The sequence below is a fragment of the Clostridium beijerinckii genome (assembly GCF_036699995.1).
In the GTDB taxonomy this organism is placed as follows: domain Bacteria; phylum Bacillota; class Clostridia; order Clostridiales; family Clostridiaceae; genus Clostridium; species Clostridium helianthi.
In genome coordinates, this window is record NZ_CP144906.1 from 4,728,793 (window position 1) to 4,751,436 (window position 22,644).

At 31.3% G+C, this 22,644-nt stretch carries 15 protein-coding genes; 2 read left to right on the forward strand and 13 right to left on the reverse strand.

Going from position 1 to position 22,644, the window contains the following annotated elements; translation table 11 throughout:
- Window positions 1–225: 225 nt before the first annotated feature.
- The 4 genes from mmsB to PZA12_RS21635 all read right to left on the reverse strand — a co-directional run bounded on the left by mmsB (window position 226) and on the right by PZA12_RS21635 (window position 4,660).
- Complete coding sequence (gene mmsB / locus PZA12_RS21620; RefSeq protein ID WP_077844075.1) at window positions 226–1,422, reverse strand: multiple monosaccharide ABC transporter permease; 1,197 nt, start codon at window positions 1,420–1,422, stop codon at window positions 226–228.
- Between the two features lie 12 nt (window positions 1,423–1,434).
- A complete protein-coding gene (gene mmsA / locus PZA12_RS21625; protein ID WP_103697630.1) occupies window positions 1,435–2,970 on the reverse strand; it encodes a multiple monosaccharide ABC transporter ATP-binding protein in 1,536 nt (511 codons plus the stop codon).
- 70 nt (window positions 2,971–3,040) lie between these two features.
- Window positions 3,041–4,180 (reverse strand): multiple monosaccharide ABC transporter substrate-binding protein, encoded by a 1,140-nt coding sequence (gene chvE / locus PZA12_RS21630; RefSeq protein ID WP_077844076.1) that lies wholly within the window; start codon window positions 4,178–4,180, stop codon window positions 3,041–3,043.
- 207 nt (window positions 4,181–4,387) lie between these two features.
- The gene (locus PZA12_RS21635) at window positions 4,388–4,660 is read right to left on the reverse strand and encodes a hypothetical protein (protein ID WP_012060607.1); all 273 of its coding nucleotides are present in this window, start codon (window positions 4,658–4,660) and stop codon (window positions 4,388–4,390) included.
- A gap of 173 nt (window positions 4,661–4,833) precedes the next feature.
- Here PZA12_RS21635 and PZA12_RS21640 point away from each other — a divergent pair, with 173 nt between their 5' ends.
- Window positions 4,834–6,267, forward strand: a complete 1,434-nt coding sequence (locus PZA12_RS21640) for a DDE-type integrase/transposase/recombinase (RefSeq protein WP_168983577.1) — start codon at window positions 4,834–4,836, stop codon at window positions 6,265–6,267.
- Window positions 6,268–7,133: 866 nt separating this feature from the next.
- On the opposite strand, the gene PZA12_RS21645 is transcribed toward PZA12_RS21640, so the two are convergent.
- The 5 genes from PZA12_RS21645 to PZA12_RS21665 form a co-directional block, all read right to left on the reverse strand.
- Complete coding sequence (locus PZA12_RS21645; protein WP_103699406.1) at window positions 7,134–8,741, reverse strand: xylulokinase; 1,608 nt, start codon at window positions 8,739–8,741, stop codon at window positions 7,134–7,136.
- A gap of 597 nt (window positions 8,742–9,338) precedes the next feature.
- Window positions 9,339–11,330 (reverse strand): transketolase, encoded by a 1,992-nt coding sequence (gene tkt, locus PZA12_RS21650; RefSeq protein WP_338481372.1) that lies wholly within the window; start codon window positions 11,328–11,330, stop codon window positions 9,339–9,341.
- Window positions 11,331–11,948: 618 nt separating this feature from the next.
- On the reverse strand, window positions 11,949–12,596 hold the full coding sequence (gene fsa / locus PZA12_RS21655) for a fructose-6-phosphate aldolase (RefSeq protein WP_012058602.1): 648 nt from the start codon (window positions 12,594–12,596) through the stop codon (window positions 11,949–11,951).
- Window positions 12,597–12,832: 236 nt separating this feature from the next.
- Window positions 12,833–13,519 (reverse strand): L-ribulose-5-phosphate 4-epimerase, encoded by a 687-nt coding sequence (locus PZA12_RS21660; protein ID WP_012060611.1) that lies wholly within the window; start codon window positions 13,517–13,519, stop codon window positions 12,833–12,835.
- Between the two features lie 135 nt (window positions 13,520–13,654).
- Window positions 13,655–14,728 carry a GntR family transcriptional regulator gene (locus PZA12_RS21665; RefSeq protein WP_026885953.1) on the reverse strand — a complete coding sequence of 358 codons (1,074 nt, stop codon included), beginning with the start codon at window positions 14,726–14,728 and terminating at the stop codon, window positions 13,655–13,657.
- 572 nt (window positions 14,729–15,300) lie between these two features.
- On the opposite strand from PZA12_RS21665, the gene araA reads away from it, so the two are divergent.
- Entirely contained in the window at window positions 15,301–16,770 is a 1,470-nt protein-coding gene (araA, locus tag PZA12_RS21670; RefSeq protein WP_077841498.1) for an L-arabinose isomerase, read from the forward strand.
- 196 nt (window positions 16,771–16,966) lie between these two features.
- On the opposite strand, the gene PZA12_RS21675 is transcribed toward araA, so the two are convergent.
- From PZA12_RS21675 to PZA12_RS21690, 4 genes are all read right to left on the reverse strand, one after another.
- Window positions 16,967–18,736 (reverse strand): sensor histidine kinase, encoded by a 1,770-nt coding sequence (locus tag PZA12_RS21675; RefSeq protein ID WP_103697955.1) that lies wholly within the window; start codon window positions 18,734–18,736, stop codon window positions 16,967–16,969.
- A 267-nt stretch (window positions 18,737–19,003) separates the two neighbouring features.
- Window positions 19,004–20,011 (reverse strand): galactofuranose ABC transporter, permease protein YjfF, encoded by a 1,008-nt coding sequence (gene yjfF / locus PZA12_RS21680; protein ID WP_103697954.1) that lies wholly within the window; start codon window positions 20,009–20,011, stop codon window positions 19,004–19,006.
- Window positions 20,008–21,048, reverse strand: a complete 1,041-nt coding sequence (locus tag PZA12_RS21685; protein ID WP_017211108.1) for an ABC transporter permease — start codon at window positions 21,046–21,048, stop codon at window positions 20,008–20,010. Before PZA12_RS21685 ends, yjfF begins: the two co-directional genes overlap by 4 nt.
- Before the next feature lies 1 nt (window position 21,049).
- Window positions 21,050–22,567: a sugar ABC transporter ATP-binding protein gene (locus tag PZA12_RS21690; RefSeq protein ID WP_103697953.1), complete on the reverse strand. Its 1,518-nt coding sequence runs from the start codon at window positions 22,565–22,567 to the stop codon at window positions 21,050–21,052.
- Between the last annotated feature and the right edge of the window lie 77 nt (window positions 22,568–22,644).

Consider the following 22,644-nt stretch of genomic DNA (forward strand, 5'->3'; position numbering starts at 1 on the left):
TCTAAAGTGAATTATCATAAGTAGTACAATTTAATATTTGCTCTTAAAGATGTCTCTTTCAAAATATACATAATAGTAAAAGGCAAGTTCTGCACTATATAAAATATTTAGTGAAAAACTTGCCTTAACCTCATACATTTTCTTTTTCTTAATTTATTTAACACATTCTATTAACACACTATGTTTTAAAGTTTGAAGAAACAATTTCTTATATTGCTGTTATATTTATTTCTTTTTCTTTGAATATAAGTCAAATACTACAGCGAATAATAATACAAATCCTTTGATAGCTTGTTGCCAGTTATTATCAACTCCTAGTAAAGACATACCATTATTAAGTACTCCCATTACAAGTCCACCAACAACTGCTCCCAAAATTCTTCCAGTACCACCTGCTGTAGATGCACCACCTATATAGCAAGCTGCTAAAGCATCTAATTCGAAGTTAACACCAGCTTTAGGTTGTGCTGAGTTAACACGTGCTGCATAAGCGAGTCCTGCTAATGCTGCCATCAATCCCATATTTACAAATACTAAGAATGTAATTTTATCAACGTTTACACCTGATAAAGCTGCTGCTTTTTTATTACCACCAACTGCATATACTTGTCTACCAAATACTGTTTTAGTAGTAATGAATGAGTAAATTGCTATTAATACTCCTGCTATTATTAATATATTTGGTATACCTTTATAAGATGCTAATACAAAGCTTCCACCCATAATTACTACAACTGATATTATGTTTTTAGCAAGAAACATTGAATTATGATCAACATTGAAATTATATTTTTGAAGTTTCTTTCTTCCTTTTATATTATTAAATACCATGATTACCGATAATATAACACCTACGATCATTGCTGATCCAACTAAATAAATATCGCCCATTTTAAAGTAGAATAGTGGAGGTATGAATCCAGACCCTAAGTTCGCAAATTCATTTGGGAATGGAGCGATTGTCTTACCATTTAATATTATCATTGAGAATCCTCTAAAGATTAATTGTCCCGCTAATGTTACAACAAATCCTGGAATTGCTTTATACGAAATCCAATACCCTTGCACAGCTCCAACAGCTGCACCTATTAAAAGTGATACAACAACAGATACTACAGGATTCATTCCTTTATTAACCATAAGAACACCGGCTATTGCTCCAACAAAGGCGCAAACGGAACCAACCGCAAGATCGACAGTACCTACAATAACTACTAAAAGCATTCCTACTGCAAGAATAAGTACGTAACCATTTTGCTGAATTAAATTTGTTATGTTAAGTGATTTTAACATAACTCCCTTAGTTAAAATCGAGAATATAACTACTACCACTAATAATGCAACAAGCATACCATTGTCTTTCATAAATTTATTAAATGTATTTTTTGCAACTTTTTTTTCTTCAACTCTTGCTTCACTCATTTTACTACCTCCCTATTTTGATGCAACAATTTTACTCATGATAACTTCTTGAGTAGCATCTTTCTTATCTAATTCTCCAATAATCTTTCCTTCATTCATGATATAGATTCTATCACTTAATCCAAGGACTTCAGGCAATTCGGATGAAATTACAATAACTGCTTTTCCTTGAGCTACCAAATCATTTATAATTGTATATATTTCGTATTTTGCTCCAACGTCAATTCCCCTAGTAGGTTCATCAAGAATTAGTAAGTCTGGCTCCGCATAAACCCATCTTGAAAGTACTACTTTTTGTTGATTTCCACCACTTAAGTTTCCTGTAATTTGTAATATACTTGGAGTTTTGATTTTCATTGATTTTCTAAATTCTTCTGCGGCTAAAATCTCAACTTGTTCATTTATAACACCATTATTCGAAATTTTGCCTAATGATGCTATTGAAATATTATGACGAATATCATCAATTAGGTTTAAACCTGCTTCTTTTCTATCTTCAGTTACGTAAGCAATACCTGCATTAATTGCATCTTTAACTGTTTTAATATGAATTTCTTTACCTTCTTTTAAAATGCTACCAGAAATCTTTTGTCCATATGTTCTACCAAAAATGCTCATTGCAAGTTCAGTTCTTCCTGCACCCATAAGCCCAGCAATTCCAAGTACTTCGCCTTTTCTAACTTTTATATTTACATTATCAACCATTTTCCTATCTGGATAATCTGGATGATATACATTCCAATCCTTTATTTCAAACATTACATCTCCAATTTTAGGAGTTCTTTTTGGATAACGATCTGTAAGTTCACGACCAACCATCCCTTTAACAATTCTATCCTCTGATATTTGCCCTCCAGAGGCATCTAATGTTTCAATACTAGCTCCATCACGTAGTACTGTTATAGAGTCACATACTCTTGAAACCTCATTTAACTTATGTGAAATTAAAATACATGTAATTCCTTGTGATTTTAACTCTAACATTAATTTTAATAAATTTTCACTGTCATCCTCATTTAATGATGCAGTCGGTTCATCTAGAATTAATAATTTTACGTTTTTGGATAATGCCTTTGCAATTTCAATTAATTGTTGTTTACCAACACCAAGTGTGTTAACTATTGTATCTGGGTCTTCATCTAATCCGACCTTTTTAAGTAATTCTTTAGTTCTAATTCTTACCTCTTGCCAGTCTATAACTCCATGACTTGCAATTTCGTTTCCTATAAATATATTTTCTCCTATACTAAGATGTGGACTCAAAGCTAATTCTTGATGTATAATAACTATCCCATCTGCCTCACTGTCTTTTATGCCTTTATATTTACATGCCTTTCCATTATATAGAATTGCACCTTCGTATGATCCGTGAGGATATATTCCACTTAATACTTTCATTAAAGTTGATTTACCTGCTCCATTTTCTCCACAAAGAGAATGAATTTCTCCTGATTGCACTCTTAAATTAACATTATCTAGTGCTTTTACACCAGGAAATGTCTTAGTTATATTTATCATTTCAAGAATAATATCATTGTCTTTTAACATACGTCACGCCCCTCCTTATTTGAATGATAGTGGAACAAAATTGTCCACACTATCATTACTGCTGTTAATCTTATTTAGAAAGATCTGCTTCTTTTAAATATCCTGAATCAATTAGTACTTCTTTGTAATTTGTCTTATCTACAGATACAGGTTGACATAAGTAAGATGGTACAACTTTTACTCCATTGTTGTAAGTCTTCTCATCATTAACTTCAGCTTTTTGACCTTTAATAGCTGCATCGATTGTTTTAACAGCTTGAGCTGATAATTTTCTTGTATCTTTGAATATTGTTGATGTTTGCTCTCCTGCAATTATAGATTTAATTGAAGCTGTTTCTGCATCTTGACCTGTAATTACTGGCCATGGAAGATCTCCTGAACCATATCCAACACTTCTTAACGCTTCTACAACACCACGGCTTATACCATCATAAGGAGCTAATACAGCATCAACTTTTTTACCACCTGAGTAGTTAGCAGTTAATATATTTTCCATTCTTGATTGTGCTAAAGCTCCATCCCATCTCAATGTACAGATTTCGTCAAATTTAGTTTGACCTGAAACTACAGTTAATTTCTTAGAATCTATATATGGTTGAAGCACTTCCATTGCACCTTCAAAGAACATATGAGCATTATTATCATCTGGAGATCCAGCAAATAATTCTATGTTAAATGATTTTTGTGCATTTTTTAAATCTAATTTCTTTTCTATATATTGACCCATTTGGTTTCCTACAAGTTTATTATCAAAAGAAATGTAATAGTCTACATTTGCAGTATTTTTAATTAAACGGTCATAAGCTATAACAGGAATTCCTGCATCTTTAGCTTTTTGACAAACATCAGTTAAAGATTCACCATCGATATTTGCAATTACTAAACCACTAACACCTTTTGTAATTAAGTTTTCTGCTTGTGATACTTGAGTTTCTACAACATCTTCAGCATATTGAAGATCTGTATTATAGCCAAGATCTTTTAACTGTTTTACCATATCATTTCCATCATTTATCCAACGTTCAGAAGATTTAGTTGGCATTAAGATACCTATTGTTTTTCCGCTTCCTGATCCCCCGTCAGTTTTTGTTTGTGACTCTGTTTTAGAATTATCTGCATCTGAGTTTGGAGCACTAGTTGTTACACTACATCCACCGATAGAACCTAGTAATGCCATTGATAATAACATAGCCATTAATTTTTTCTTCATAATATTTTCTCCCTTCAACTTCCCATATAATAAATTATAAATTTATATTTTCTTTTAATCTGCTTAATCGTTATCATTTCTGATAAATTAAAGTGGACTAAAAGTTAATATTCTAAATTATTAAAAACAATATAATTTTTTAATATGCTTATAAACAAAAATTCAACCTTATCAATACGTTTTCATCAAATCTAGTCATATTCTTATTTATTTTGACATATTGTAAGTTAACTCAAGAATAACTAATATAGCCATAGCATTAGCATATTTACTACTAATATTGAATTTATACTCTGGATTCTTTCTCTTATAAATCATTGGTATTCCTACTCCAAGTAAAATGGCTAATCCAAATATAGCTAGTACACCAAAAGAAGAAGTAATTATTCCTGAATCAATAGAAATAAAATATAGTAATAAGCCAGGAGCTACTAGATAGTATAATAATTTGTTACATAAAGTAATGTGCTTTTCATTCATAAAATTCCTCCCCTATCCTAGTAGGTACTGTCAAAGTTTTTTATCTAACTAAGGCAGCAACCCTTTAATTTTTCTTATTTTTTATATAAATAACTTGCCACCCCCAAAAAGTTAAGATATTTTATACTTGCAAAACAAAAACACTGAACTAAAAAAGGAGGCAAGCTATTACCATGATTAATAAGTTTCTTCTTGAAACTGTAATTTATCTTATTGAAATTATAAAGTATCTCATGACTTTGCTGGTTGGCAAAAACTTGCTTAAAAGCATTTCGGACGAACCTGTTAAGAAAGAATACCGAAAGCTTCAAGTAGATGATCAACCAATCTTTGATGTTCCCGAAAAACTTAACTATAAGCTTCTAATAGCTGAATATGAGTTTAAGCACGGCAAAGAATTTGCTCCTGTGAAACCTCGCAAAAACAAAGCGTTAGCTCCTAAGGATGTTATCTGTCCTAAGTGTGGTGCTCCACATACCTATCTTTACGATAATAACGGAGGCCGAGGACAATATCTTTGCAAAGTCTGTGATACCACATTCAATCCTAAAAATTACTATCAGAAATCCATAGTGTTAAGATGTCCTCACTGCAGTAAAACACTTGAAAGAATCAAGGCGCGTAAGGATTTCTACGTTTATAAGTGTAAGAATGATAATTGCTCTTTTTACCAAAATAATCTTAAATCAATGACAAAATCTGAAAAACAAGATTTTAAGAAGAATCCTGGTAAGTTCAAAGTTAGATACATATTTAGAGATTTCACTTTTGACTTTAAGCCACTTTCTAAAGAAAGTCCGGTAAAATCAAAGGTTTCTCTTCCAAACATTATGATTTCTTCTTACACCTTAGGACTCATTCTAACTTACTACGTTAACTACGGTTTATCTTCCAGAAAGACAGCTGCATTGCTTAAAGATATTCATGATATTAAAATATCTCATCAAGCAATTTTAAACTATGTTAATGCCGTTTCAATTGTAGTTAAGCCATTTATAGATAACTACGATTATAAACTTTCTGACTCTTTCTGCGGCGATGAAACCTACATAAAAGTTAACGGTAAGTGGAACTATATTTTCTTCTTTTTTGATGCTGTTAAAAAGATTATTCTATCTTACAGAGTATCACCACATAGAGATACCGAAACGGCTGTAAAAGCCATCGATGATGTTCTAAGTAAGTTAAAAGAAATACCTGAAGATCTTAATCTTATAACTGATGGTAACCCTATATATCTTCTTGCACAGCACTTCTTTGCAAGCCATAGTATAAAATTCGATGTTACTCAAGTTATAGGCTTAACCAATAAAGATGAAGTTTCAAAAGAATATAGGCCATTGAAGCAAATTATTGAACGTCTTAACCGAACCTTTAAAGGCAATTATAGAGCTACTACTGGCTTCGGAAGTCCTAACGGGTCGGTTGCATTTGTAACTATGTTTGTGGCATACTTTAACTTTCTAAGACCACATTCTGCCCTTGAAGGCAAAACTCCTGTAATCCTTGAAGAGTTAGAGTCAATGTCCAACATGCCTACTAGATGGTGCAAATTTATTGAACTATCTCAAGACTTTGTTCTAAATAACTGTACAATAACTGCCTAATGATCTAAAGCAGTTGGTGAAACGCACCCTTGACACGCCCACAAAGATAAATGGTAAAATATCTCAATAGGCGGGTCTATTAGTCATGTTCAAAATTATCATTCACCCGTCCTTAACTGCCTAAGACCATTTATCTTTAGGTGTGTCAAGGGCAACTAGCAAACATAATTTAACATTAAATGGTAGTTGGATTGATTTTTCATATATTTTTTACACTACCTCCTAGTAAATATTATTGTTTAATGTGTAATTGATATTATTCATATAATTTGAATATATATCATGGAAAATACATTTTCCTATATATGCTCTATGATATATATCTTGTAAGTACAGCAATATTCTTCTTTATTATCGTAATAAAAATTCACATTAACATCTATTTATATATGTATCCTGCTTGGACAAATTAAGAATAGCTTATCTTATCACTTCTATCTGATACATGTACTCTAACTCTTAATGTGTTATAATTTTAGAAGATAGCACTTGTTAATATGTTGTACGTACTTCATGTATTTATTATATATCGTTTTCATCACTATAGCAATAGTTTTTTTTATATTGTATGTACAATTTTATTATATTTCTTTATCAATGTGCATACATCTACGATTTATTACAGTATAATGCCATATTTCAGCTTATTAGACTAAAAATTTGAGCACGCTAAAGTGTATACAATCTGCTTCTTAAGAGCTTCAATTCTATTTTCATGGTTTTTCCGAATTAAAATATTTATGATTTAGGTGAGTTATAATATAAACATAAACTCTATATTATTTGTCCATACATTTATTATTTATAGAAAACAGATAATAAGGTTGAATACCCTAAAAAGTATTCAACCTTATTAATCAGACTTTCTATTTAAGGCTATCTATCGCTGTTCTTTCAATAGCAAGCCCACTAGTGTAACGTTTGATAAATTCATTAAATCCTTCAACATCCTTAGAATCTGGATCTATCTTTGTACCTATTTGTCCTGCAAACACTTTATTTGTAAGATAATCGTCTAATGTCTCATTTGCATCTTTATTTATCATATAAGATGCAAGTACTGCAATTCCCCATGCTCCGCCTTCAGCAGCAGTTTCCATGACAGAAACTGGTGCATCTATAGCTGCCGCCATGATCTTTTGTCCTACACCTTTAGTCTTAAATAAACCTCCATGTCCTAACATTTCATCGACCTTAACACCTTCCTCTTTAAGAAGAAGGTCTAAGCCAGTTTTTAGTGCACCTAATGATGTAAATAAATGTACACGCATAAAGTTAGCTAGATTGAATTTACTCTCTGCTGAACGTACAAATAGTGGGCGCCCTTCTTCAAAACCAGTTATATGCTCACCTGAGAAATAATTATAAGCTAATAATCCGCCACAATCCGAATCCCCTTCAAGTGCCTTATTATATAAAGTTGCAAATAACTTATTCATGTCAACTTCTACACCGAATGCCTCTGCAAATTCTTTAAATAATCCAACCCAAGCATTAAGATCCGAAGTACAGTTATTACAATGAACCATAGCTACTAAATTACCAGTAGGAGTTGTAACTAAGTCTATTTCTTCATATGCTTTTGATAATTCTTTTTCAAGTACGATCATTGCAAAAACAGATGTTCCTGCTGATACATTACCTGTACGCTTTGCAATACTGTTAGTCGCAACCATTCCTGTTCCTGCGTCGCCTTCTGGAGGGCAGAATGGAATACCTGCCTTTAATTGTCCTGTAACATCTAAAAGCTTTGCACCTTCTTCAGTAAGTACACCTGCATTTTCTCCAGCTAACAATACCTTTGGTAAAATATTTCCAAGTTTCCACGAAAAATTCTTAGGAGCTACTAACTCATCAAATTGATCGATCATACGTGCATTATAATTCTTTGTATCTATATCAATAGGGAACATTCCAGATGCCTCTCCAACACCTATAACTTTTTCACCTGTTAATTTCCAATGAATATATCCTTCTAAAGTTGTTTGGAAATCTATATCAACTACATGCTCTTCACCGTTTAATATTGCTTGGTAAAGATGAGCAATACTCCATCTTTGAGGGATATGGTAGTTAAACAATTTTGTTAATTCTTCTGAAGCTTTTTCAGTAATAGTATTACGCCATGTACGGAATGGTACTAAAAGCTCTCCCTCTTTATTGAAGACCATATATCCATGCATCATAGCACTGAATCCAATTGCGCCCATTGTTTGAATAGTAACTCCATATTTTTCTTTGACATCCTCAGCCATCTTCTTATAACTATCTTGAACGCCAGTCCAGATATCATCTAAACCATAAGTCCAAATATTATTAACATATTTATTTTCCCAATCATGGCTCCCTGAAGCTATTGGAGTATTATTTTCATCTATTAAAACTGCTTTAATTCTAGTTGAACCTAGTTCAATACCAAGCACGGTCTTACCATTAATAATGGCATTTTTTATATTATTCATCTCTAATCCCATAAAAACCTCCACTACATGTAATTTTTTTAAATCGTTTACTTATTATGTGATAAATTTATATTCTTAATATAGTTAAATTAAATAAATCTTAATTTCAAAATAATTTCTAATTTCTTCTGAATATTAATCCATTGTAATATTACTAGACCTAATACAAAATAATTCTTATAATTACCTAATGTCCAGCCCTCATACCTATCAAACTTAATGTAAGATTGTAATGCAATAATGACTAGACATTAGATAAATGATTTTAATAAATTCTAAAACTGCTTCATTATCATATTAAATATACATTTATTAAAAATCTATAAATATATTTCTAACCAATGATTTATTATTGTAATTACATAATTTCACACTAATCTTTTCACACATCTTTATACATATCTTTTAATAATCTTAACTTTTATAATAATGAATAAATTGGTTTTAATATATTTATAGATTAATTAATTTACACACTTTTAATCCAAATCTTTTTATATCTATTTCGCTATATTTATTAATATTTTAAGGTTAAATCTATTTTTCTAAAGTTTTACTATAATCGCTAAATTTTCTCTACTATAATCGTAGATTTAATTACTGTAACATCTATTTCTTTGCTACATTAATAGCCTTTTCAACAACATTTTCTACAGTGAATCCAAATTTCTCGAATAGGATTTCTGCTTTACCTGATGCTCCAAAAGTATCTAATGAAATAACATCTCCATCAAGACCTACATATTTATGCCATCCAAAGCTTGTTAATGCTTCTACTGCAACTCTAGCACGAACTTTATTTGGCATAACTGATTCTTTATAGGCTTCATCTTGAGCATTAAATAATTCAAATGATGGCATACTTATAACTCTTGCATCTATTCCTTTAGCTTCTAATTCAGCTGCTGCTTTGTAGATTAATTCTACTTCTGAACCTGATGCCATTAAAAGTACATCTGGAGTTTCTTTCTTAGAATCTTTTAAGATATATCCACCCTTTAATGCTCTCTTAGGACATCCATCATATAGTGGTAACTTTTGTCTTGTTAATACTAGTGATGTTGGAGTAGTTCCATTAGTTACAGCGTAGTACCATGCTGCTGCAGTTTCTTTTGAATCTGCTGGTCTAAATACTGTCATGTTTGGCATACTTCTAAGAGCTGCTAATTGTTCTATTGGTTCATGAGTTGGTCCATCTTCCCCTACTCCAATACTATCATGTGTTAATACATAAGCTACTGGAAGATTCATAAGAGCTGATAATCTCATAGCACCTTTCATGTAATCACTGAATACAAAGAATGTTGCACAGAATACTTTAAGTCCACCATGAGCATACATTCCGTTAGCGATAGCTGCCATAGCATGTTCTCTAACTCCAAAGTGAAGGTTTGATCCACTTCTATCTTCTGCTGAGAAATCTCCTCTATCGTTCATATGAGTTTTGTTAGATGGAGCTAAATCTGCTGATCCTCCAATAAAGTTTGGAATTAGTTTAGCCAATCTATTTATCATTATTCCTGAAGATTCTCTTGTAGCCATTTCTTTATCAAAGCTCCAAAGTTCTTCGTTGTTTAATAAAGCTTCTTTATCAAGTTCGCCACTCATCCATTTAGTATATTCTGCTGCAAGTTCTGGATAAGCTTTTGCATATGCTTTGAATAACTCATTCCAAGCTTCTTCAGTCTTTTCACCTTTTGCTATGTGTTCATTCATATTTGTATACACTTCGTCTGGTACGTAGAATGCAGGTTCAGTCTTCCATCCTAAGTTTTCCTTCATAGCTTTTACATTATCTGCTCCTAAAGGTTCACCATGTGCTGAAGCTTTTCCTTGTTTTGCTGGACATCCAAAACCAATTTGATTTTTAACTATTATAATAGATGGTTTTGTTGTTTCTACTTTAGCTGCTTCTATTGCTTTTTCTATTGCATCTATATCATTTCCATCTGCTACATTTAGTACTTGCCATCCATAAGCTTCATATCTTTTAGCTACATCTTCTCTAAATGCTATGTCTGTATTCCCTTCAATTGAAATATTATTTGAATCATATAATACAACTAATTTTCCAAGACCTAAAGTTCCAGCAAGAGATGACGCTTCTCCTGAGATACCTTCCATAAGGCATCCGTCTCCAACTATAGCATATGTATAGTGATCAACTACGCTATAATCTGGTTTATTGAATTTTTCTGTAAGATGTGCTTCTGCTATAGCAAAACCTACTGCATTACAAATACCTTGTCCAAGTGGTCCTGTTGTTATTTCAACACCTTTTGTATGGCCATACTCTGGATGTCCTGGTGTTAAACTTCCGAATTGTCTAAAGTTTTTAATATCTTCAACTGTAAGTCCGTATCCAAATAAATGTAGCAACGAATATTCAAGCATTGAACCATGTCCTGCTGATAATACAAATCTATCTCTGTTATCCCATTCAGGGTTCTTTCCATTATGATTCATCTTTGCCCATAATGTATAAGCCATTGTAGCCGATCCAAGCGGTAAACCTGGATGTCCTGATTTTGATTTTTCAATAGCATCTGCTGATAATACTCTTATTGCATTAATAGATAATTTATCTAATTCTCTACTCATCTTTATCCTCATTTCATAGACATATTTTTTATAAGTTCTTAGTTGTGCTAATTAAGTCCCATGCTACGCTTCGAATTCATTTCAAACCTGAAATGATCTTAGCTATCCTTAATTCACTTTTCAAAAGGTGCCTATTTTACTACACCTTTTTATATTGTTACCTTTTTTTCATTACTTTTTAAGTTCTTTTATATTTTCATTTATAAATTCTTATATTCTTATATTCTTATATTCTTATATTCTTAAGAATATATATTTTTATCTCTGTCATTTGGAACATGAATAAATCATAAATGGTAGTCATACTTTTGCGAAAGCATTATATCAAAATATTTATCCATAAACATTTACTCTTTCCTAATTTCAGAATCTAGCCATTATATCTCTAAATTACTCTTCCATTTTCGAAATATATCTGCACTAGAAATAAGTAACATATTTTGTGGAGTGTTCATTAGAAATTGTGTTGGTAGTGCTTCTTGATTATAAGTTGTTCCAAATGTGCTTGTTCAGAGCTTGTCTTTGAAGCAAGCATTTTGGGTACAACTTATAATCTTAGAAGCACTCAACAAAATTTCTTAGCAACCGGAATCAAAATATGTTTCTTATTTCGAAGGACTATTTCCCAAATGCTGCTGCCCAATCTGCTTTGAATCTTTCTAATCCTTGATCTGTTAATGGGTGTTTTAGCATTTGCATTACTAAACTATAAGGCACTGTTGATATATCTGCTCCTGCTTTTGCTGCTTCTATTACATGAATTGGGTTTCTTACGCTTGCTGCAATTATTTCTGTTTCTATTCCATGAACTGCAAATATTTCTGCTATATCTCTAACTAAATCCATACCTATCATTGAGATGTCATCTACTCTTCCAAGGAATGGGCTTACATATGTTGCTCCTGCATTTGCTGCAAGTAACGCTTGTGTTGCTGAGAATATTAATGTTACATTTGTTTTAATTCCTTCACTTGCTAATACTTTAGTTGCCTTTAAGCCTTCAGCTGTCATTGGAATCTTTACTATCATATTCTTATGAATCGCTGCAATTTCTCTTCCTTCTTTTATCATTCCTTCAGCATCTTCACTTACAACTTCTCCACTTATTGGTCCATCAACTATTTCTGTTATTTCTTTAATAACTTCATTAAAGTCTCTTCCTTCTTTTGCTATTAGTGATGGATTTGTTGTTACACCACATATTACTCCCATTTCATTTGCTTCTTTAATGTGTTCTACATTTGCTGTGTCTAAAAAAAATCTCATTTCCCTAACATCTCCTCTTTATATATTTTGTTTGTTATTTAGCAACAAACTATTATTTGCATATTTACCTTCCATCCATTTAATATTCATGTTTCAAAATATTAAATTTAGACATTTTCTTTTTCAACTATATACGTTACTTTTTAACTCATACTTATTAAGGAGAATTTACAAGGGAGTTCCAATTTCTGATTAAAAATTCTCCTTAAAAATATGTTGGTTTATACTATGATATCTTATTGTCCATAATATGCATTCGCACCATGTTTTCTAAGATAATGTTTATCTAAAAGGTGCTGTTTGACACCCTTTACATCTTTGTTTAAAGTCATTGTCTTATATGCCATTTCAGCAACTTTATCTAATACTACTGCATTGTAAACTGCTGAATTAGCATCTTTTCCCCAAGCGAAAGGACCATGGTTTTTAACTACAATAGCTGGAACTTCTAATGGATTTTTATCTCCAATAGTTTCAACTATTACATTTCCTGTTTCCTTTTCATATTCTCCACTAATTTCTTCATCTGTTAGATCGCGAGTACAAGGAATATCCCCATAAAAATAATCTGCATGTGTTGTCCCAAAAGCTGGTATACTCATTCCTGCCTGAGCAAAAGTTGTTGCCCAATCTGAATGAGTATGAACAACGCCTCCAACACTCGGATAAGTTTTATACATAACTAAGTGAGTTGGAGTATCTGTTGAAGGTTTATACTTTCCTTCTACAACATTTCCTTCTAAGTCTACAACTACCATATCTTCTGCTTTCATAGTATCATAATCAACACCACTTGGTTTTATAACTACTAATCCAGTTTCTCTATCGATTTCACTAACATTTCCCCAAGTGTAGATTACAAGACCTTTTCTTTGAAGTTCCATATTAGCTTCATAAACTTTTTCCTTTAATTTCTCTAACATTTAAACACCCCTATCTGCTTGTTGTATGTATGTACGTACAAGCGTACATAAAAAATAATATCTAATATATATATCATTAAAGTTTATCTTTGCTCCAGTAACTCAAAATCAAGTCATCTAAAGCAAAGATAAATTTTAAACTCTAGAACAAGAATCTCTAACAATAAGTTCAGCATTGTATGTGTATTGAGGCTTGTCTATTCTCCCCTCAATCATATCTATAATGCATTTGGCTGCTCTTATTCCCATTTCTTCTTTCGGATGCTTTATTGTTGTAAGTTTAACACCTGATGAAACTGCTAAACTAGAGTCATCAAAACTTACTATTGATAAATCTTTTGGTATTTCTATATTTTCTTTTCTACAATTATCTATTACCTTCAAAGCAACCTTATCATTATAGCAAACAATTGCGGTTGGTTTTTCTTCAAGATTTAAAATCTTCTTTATAAACTGGTCTATATACATCTCTTGATTATCAGTTATATATTCTCCTACTATACTTTTGTTAAAACTCAAGTCATATTCGTTTAGGGCCTTTATGTAACCCCTTCTTCTTTTTTCACCTTGTAAATCATCTGCTTTAAATAATGCAGCTATATTTCTATGACCAAGTTCTAATAAATAATTAGTAAGCTTGTACCCTCCCTGTTCATCATCTACTACAATATATGCAGAATTTTCTTCATCACAATTAGCATTTATTGCAATATATTTTATATTGTTCTTTTCTAACTTTTTAATGCTATCATGATGCAGGTTATTTATTGTACTTTGTGCTGGTTCAACTATTAGTCCTGATATATCTTGGTTTATGATATCCTCAAAACATCTTCTTTCATTCTCAATGTCGTTGTTACTATTAAATAATAATAAATTATATCCCTTGCGTCTTAATTCTTCCTCTATACCTGATATAATTTTAGGAAAAATATAATCTGATATATAAGTTGTAAGAACAGCAACATTTTTTTTAACTTCATTAGTCTTTTTGTTAGAGTAAAAGCTTCCTTTTCCTCTTTCTTTATATATCCAGCCTTCTTGTACTAAATAAGTAAGAGCTTGTCTTACTGTATGCCTACTTACATTGAATAAGTTGGCTATTTCATTTTCAGAAGGTAATTGGTCTCCTGCTGAAACCTTGTTTTCTTCTATTAGGCTGATATAGTAATTTTCTATTAATTCGTGCTTTGTTTCAGCTTCTTTCATCTTTTTCAACTACTTTCATCAAATAACTATGCAATAACTTCTTAAAATATAAATCGATTTCTTTAAAATTATATTCTAAAAAGTTGTACGCACTTGATGATTTGATTATATCTCTATTCCCTATATATATCAATAGTTTTTTCTAAAATTTATTTAAACACCAAGGTTAACCATACATCATCTTCTTTAATAATTTTTATTATAATCGCAAATATAAATTTTGCTGCAAAGCTGTCTTTACCTAATTTAAACCATAATGATACCTATCTGGAAAATTAATATTTTTTATTTTTTTATTTTTACATCTTGTATGTACAACATTATTGTATTATAATAAGCTTGTACATACATCAAAAACTTGTTTGTACTCATGAAAAGGTATACTAAATTTAGATAAGCATTTTTATTTATCCAATAGCTAGCATCCGTAGTCCTCCATCTTCTTAAGTGAGAGATAACGGTCGCAAGCTCCTGGACTAGGTGCCCCTTGAGGGTATAAATTCAACTAAATTAAAGGTGGAGCTAAAACTCCACTCGAAAAGTTTTAATTTATATATTAGGAGGAATGTTAAATGTTAAAAGTAAAAAATTATGAATTTTGGTTTGTTACAGGAAGTCAACCTCTATATGGTCCTGAAGTAATAGATCAAGTATCTGATAATTCAAAGATAATAGTAGAGGGATTAAATAAAAAAGATTTACCTTATAAAATAGTTTTTAAGACAGTTGCTACTGATTCTCCTTCAATTAGAAAAGTATGTAATGATGCTAATAACGATGAAAACTGTGCTGGTATAATTACTTGGATGCATACATTCTCACCAGCTAAAATGTGGATTCATGGTTTAACTGAACTAAGAAAACCATTACTTCATCTCCATACTCAATTTAATAAAGAAATTCCTTGGGGAACAATTGATATGGACTTCATGAACTTAAACCAAGCAGCTCATGGAGATAGAGAATTTGGATATATTGGAGCTAGACTTGACATAGCTCGTAAAATAGTAGTTGGTCATTGGACAGATGCTTCTGTTTCTGCTGATATAGCTAAATGGATGGCCCCTGCTGTTGCATTTACTGAAGGACGCAGTATTAAGGTTGCTCGTTTCGGAGACAACATGAGAGATGTTGCCGTTACTGATGGCGATAGAATTGAAGCTCAAATTAAATTTGGTTGGACAGTTGATTACTATGGAGTTGGTGACCTAGTTAAATCAATGGATAAAGTTACAGAAGATCAAATCGATGAGCTTATGGCTGAGTACTCTAAATTATATGATATAGATCCTAAAGCTTCTATAGACTCTATTCGTGAACAAGCTAAAATTGAAATTGGTTTAAGAACTTTCTTAGATGCAAGAGGATATACAGCTTTCACAACTAACTTCCAAGCACTTCATGGAATGAAACAACTTCCAGGTCTTGCTGTTCAACATCTAATGGCTGAAGGTTATGGCTTTGGTGCTGAAGGAGATTGGAAGACTGCTGCACTTCTTAGAGCTATGAAAATCATGGCTGGTGGAAAAGGTACAGGATTGATGGAAGATTACACTTATAACATGGATTCAGAAAATGGATTGATTCTTGGTGCACATATGCTTGAAATATGTCCAACACTTGCTGCAACTAAGCCAGTTATTGAAGTGCACCCACTTGGAATTGGAGACAAAGAAGATCCAGCTCGTTTAGTATTTAAAGGTGCTTCTGGTCCAGCTGTTGCTGCTTCATTAATTGATATGGGTAACAGATTCCGTTTAATTGTTAATAGTGTTGATTGTGTTGAAGTAACTGAAGATATGCCTAACTTACCAGTAGCAAGCGTTCTTTGGAAACCACAACCATCATTAAAAGAAGGTGCTAAAGCATGGATTATGGCTGGTGGTGCTCACCATACTAGCTTCTCATTCTATGTTGACGAAGAACAATTATTAGATTGGGCTGATATGGTTGGAGTTGAATGTGTAGTAATTAATAATGATACTAAACTTTCAACATTCAAAAACGAACTAAAGTTTTCTAGTGCCGCTTGGAAATTCTAATTAATAGTGCTATAAATCTTATTTATATAAAAGTGGTAAATATTGATTGATGATTTTAGAATATATTTCGTTAACCTTCCAGAAAGAAATAATAGACTCTCTACAATCCTAATATTTACCACTCCCCTTATTTGATAAAATATAAATAGGTAAAATCCGATATTCGGATTTTACCTATTTTCATTTTGATCTAATATTATTCCGTCTCAATTATTGGATGCCTAAGCTCAACAATTGTCCCCTCTCCAAGAATACTTCTGTAGACTAACCCATACTCACTTCCATGTATAAGCTTTATTCTTTCATTTACATTAAAAATTCCATAACCAATCTGATTCTTATTTCCATCGTTATTATTAAGCATATTATTTATTTTATTTAATGTTTCTTCATCCATGCCTCTTCCATTATCAGCTACAGTAAAACATAATAAATTATCTTCAATTTTTCCTGTAATTAAAATCTTTCCATTGCCGCGCTTTTCTTTTATTCCATGGTAAATTGCATTTTCAACAAGGGGCTGTAATATTAATTTTATTAACTTATAATCAAGTATTTCTTTATCAAATTGAATTTCGTAGTCAAGCTTGTCTTCATATCTTATTTTCTGAATAATTAAATAGCTCTGTACATGGCTTAATTCTTCTTTGACACTTATTATTTCTTTTCCTTTACTTAAGCTTATTCTAAGCAAGTTAGTAAAGGCTTCTATTATCTCCACTATATCTTCTTCATTATGTTCTTCTGCCATCCACCTTATGGTATCTAAAGTGTTGTACATGAAATGTGGCTTGATTTGAGCCTGTAAAACATTCATTTCAGCCAGCCTTTTATTTTTTTCTTCAATTTGTACTAATTTTATAAGATTATTTATTTCTTTTACCATGGTATTAAAAGAACCGCCAAGTTCCCCTATTTCATCATTATACTTAGCATTGAATGACACTGTTAGTTCTCCTTCTTGAGCCTTTCTCATTAACCTTTTTAATTTTTGAATTGGATTTACAATAGATCTTGTAAAAATTATAACTAAAATTTCAGCTATTATTAATGCCAAAATAGCTACTACAAAAGAATAATATCTTGTATATTTAATAACTCGTAAGCTCTCACTTTCAGGAAATACCCCAATTGTTTCCCATCCCGTATATTTTGAATCAATCTTTGTCAATTGATAATTTTCTCCGTTAATATTTTTTATTATTATATCGTTGTTAATATTCTCTATCCATTCATTTTTAATTCTATATACTATATCATTAACAGGAGTATAAACAATCTCTTTGTTCATATCCATAATATAAATAAAGCCCGCGGTTCCTGGTCTTGAATTCTCAATAATGTTCTTGATGGCATCTAATTTTATATCAATAAGTATTATACCTTTTATTTGGTTAGTAGATGAATCCACAACAGCCTTCGACATGGAGAAGACTTCATCAGCAGAATAGCGAAAAATATTATCAATGTTCCTACCTATTGGTTTAGTAAATAGGTGTATAGTTTCAGGCTTATTATAAGCCTTTGTATACCATTCTTCATTATATAAAGGATCTCTTGATACCCTGTTCATTACATCACTTATATAGCCACCATTAGTGTTTACCACCATTATTCCAGCTATTTCCGGATTGAATTTAACAAAGTTATAAATAGATTTATACGCTTCGTCTTCAATATCAGTATCTTCAGATTTATTATCATTAAGGAATTTTATTATTCTAGGATCGATTGACATATAATTTATAATGTTTTCAGTATTATTAACATAAGATTCAATATTGCTATTTATTTGTTTTATTATTTGATTAGTGTTTTCATTTTGTGAAAAGTTAATTGAATCTTTATATAGTAAATTTCCCAAAGTAGTAATAGTAATAGTAACAATGAGGATCACTCCAAAAAAATAAAATATAAGTTTATCCCCTATGCTCTTATTCATAAAATATGTTTTTAAACTATTCACCCTATACCTCCAAAACATTTGTATAAATCATATCTATCATCCACAAATCAGCACATCTATATTTCCGATTTTATTATTAACTATACTTATAATTAACAAGCCTATATATTAAATTATAGCTTAAACTACCAATACTTGGCATACCTATTTATTTAGATGTGATATATTCGTGCAAAAATAAAATGAGCATTTGTGTTTTCTTATCTTAAAAGATTATACAAATGCTCATTTTATTATATTAATTCCATATTATATTATTTAGTTTTATTAAGAAGATGAAGCATTTTTTCGCTTTTCATCTCTAATTACAATAATTCTCTGCAATACAATAAATATGAACAATAACATTCCAACCGCTATCTTAGTCCACCATGAATTTAGTGTTCCATCAAACATTATAAGACTTTGAATAATTCCTGTAGTTAGTACACCAAATAATGGTCCAATTATATTTCCATATCCACCTGTTAATAATATACCTCCGATTACACATGCTGCTATAGCATCCATTTCCATTCCATTACAATGAAGACCATAACCTGAAAGAGTATATATTGTAAATAATAAACCACCTAAAGATGAACAGAAACCCGAAAATGTATATACAAGTATTTTTGTTCTTTCCACTGGTAATCCCATTAACTTAGCAGAATTTTCATTTCCACCAATTGCATACACGGTTCTTCCGAACCTCGTAAACTTCATCATATAAAATGCAGCCGCTACAACTATCAGGCTAACGATAACATTAATTGATATAAAGGCATCTGGTAATATTGATATTCTATATGATGAGATTTCTGTAAAAACTGGATTATCAATTATAATTGTATCAATGCTTATAATATAACTTGCTCCTCTTGCAAAGAACATTCCTGCAAGTGTAACTATCCAAGGATGTAGTTTAAACTTTTGAATCAAGATACCCTGAACTGTTCCAAAAATAATTCCAACAATAAGAACTATTAGCATTACTAAAAAAGGATTTACTCCTTTTTGCAATAAACTTGCTGTAATCATACTTACAAAAGCTATCATGGATCCAACTGAAAGATCTATTCCACCAGTTAATATTGCAACTGCTTCCCCAATTGCCACCACTATTAAATATGCATTATCAATGAACAAGTTAGTAAATACTTGTGCTGACAAAAAACTTTTATATAATACTGATCCTATTAGAAACAATCCTATAAATAATGCGATTGTAGCATAAATTGCAATATAATCTTTGTTTATTTTGAATGCGTTCCTCTTTCCTATTAGCTTATTCATGCTTTAATCACCTCTTTTTCTTTTAGATTGATTTTTGTATTTTTCTTTATCTTAAGAATTTTTCTAAATTCAGGAGATTGAATTATACATACAACTATAACTACTATAGCTTTAACAACTAGTGTAATTTCAGGTGCAACACCTAAGCTATAAATTGTTGTAGTTAATGTTTGTATGAACAATGCCCCTACAACTGTCCCTGAAAGATAAAACCGTCCTCCCGCCATAGACGTCCCACCTATAACTGTTGCAAGGATTGCATCCAATTCTAACCACAAACCAACATTATTAGCATCAGCACTTTTTATATTAGCGCATAAAATTATTCCTGCTATTCCTGCTAACATTCCACATATAACATAAAGTGAAAATACAACTTTCCTAGATTGAATTCCTGCGAATTTACATGAATTATTGTTAACTCCTATAGACTCAATAAATAATCCCAGAGCAGTTCTCCTTATTAAAAAATACATAATTAACGCTACCGCAATAGCTATAAATATTGCTATAGGAAGCAATATGTAGCCTGTCCCTATAAATATGAAATCCTTATTAGTAAAAGTTAATATTTGTCCTCCTGTTATAAGTTGAGCAACTCCTCTACCAACAATATATAAAATCAATGTTCCAACCATTGGTTGTACTCCTATATACGAAACTAAAAACCCATTCCATATTCCACATACAAGTCCACTAATTATTCCTATTGCTACTGCTAATGGAACTGAACCTCCATCAACTATTACAGTTGCAGAAAGAGCTGCACTTATTGCAATTATTGATCCTACGGAAATATCAATTCCTTGAGTTGCAATTACGAGAGTCATTCCTAAAGATATCAATATTAATGGGGCTGCACGGTTTAGTATATCTATGGTATTTCCAAATAAATGCCCGTCTTTCATGCTTATGCTTAAGAAACTTGGTGTCATTATAAAATTAAACAAAAGTAATATAATCAAACTTGTTAATGGCCAAAATATTTTAGCATTATAAATTTTAAGGAAAAAAGTTTGTTTCTTATTATTTTCCATATTATCTAGCACCTCCTGCTATAGTTTTCATGATATTAGATTCCTCTATTTCATTTCCAACTAGTTCTCCGATAATATTTCTATCTCTAAGGACAATTACTCTGTCACAACATTTAACTACTTCTGGTAGCTCTGACGAAATAAACAAAATTGTCATTCCCTGCTTAGCTAATGCTAATATTAATTCTGTTATTTCACCTTTTGCTCCTATATCAATTCCCCTTGTTGGTTCATCTAAAATTAATAATTGCGGTTCTGTTGCGAGCCATCTTGCTAATATTACCTTTTGTTGGTTACCACCACTTAAATTACTTATTTTTTGCTCCATACTTGGAGTTTTGATTCTAAGTAAATCTATATACTTTTGTGAAATTTCTTGTTGTTTTTTCATCGGCAAATATTTAAATATTCCTCTATTAGCTTGCAATGCTAATATTATATTTTCTCTTATTGTTAGATCACCAACTATTCCTTCAACTTTTCTGTCCTCTGGGCAAAAGCCCAAACCTTCCTCAATTGCTTTTTGAGGATAAATATACGAATAGTTTTTTCCATTTATAGTTATATTTCCACTAGTAGATTTATCTATCCCAAATATTGTTCGCGCACATTCGCTTCTACCAGACCCAAGAAGTCCTGCGAATCCAAGAATTTCCCCCTTCTTGATTTCTATATTAAATGGATTTATAGTTCCAGACCTTCCAAAATTATTTGTTGATATTAAATTATCTCTCTGTTCATCATTAACTACTTTCTTTGTTCTTGTACTTTTTTCTATCTCGCTATAGTCTTTACCAATCATTTTAGAAACTAATTCTATCCTAGAAAGTTTGTCTGCATCATATGTCCCAACCAACTCACCATTTCTAAGCACTGTAAGTTTATCCGAAACCTCATATACTTGATCTAAAAAGTGAGTAACAAATATTATTGACATACCTTCTTCTTTAAATTTTTTCATAATTTTAAATAATTGCTTTACTTCCTTATCATCTAAACTTGATGTTGGTTCATCTAGGATTAATATACCTTGAGATATATCTACAGCACGTGCAATTGCTACCATTTGCTGTACTGCAACCGAATAATTATTTAAGGCTTTCTTTACATCTACCTTTAAATTAAGTCTTTCTTCTAATAGTTTCTCTGCACTTCTATTCATTTTCTTCCAATCTATACTTCCATTTTTCTTAGGTTCACGTCCAATATATATATTTTCTGCAACTGATAGATTTGGACATAGATTTACTTCTTGATAAACAGTACTAATTCCATGACTCTGAGCTTCCTGAGTAGATGATATTTTTATTTCCTTTCCCCTCAATATAATTGTTCCTTCATCTATCTTATAAACACCTGTAAGAACCTTTATCAATGTCGATTTCCCAGCACCATTTTCTCCCATTAGCGTATGGATTTCACCTTTTCTTAGTGTAAAATCAACATTTGAAAGTGCTCTAACACCCGGAAAGAACTTACTAATATTTTTCATCTCTAAAACTATATTAGAATCACTCACTTATATCACTCCTCTTGTTTTAACACAATTACAAACATGTACGTACTACATCTTTTTTAACATAAGAGCATGGATTG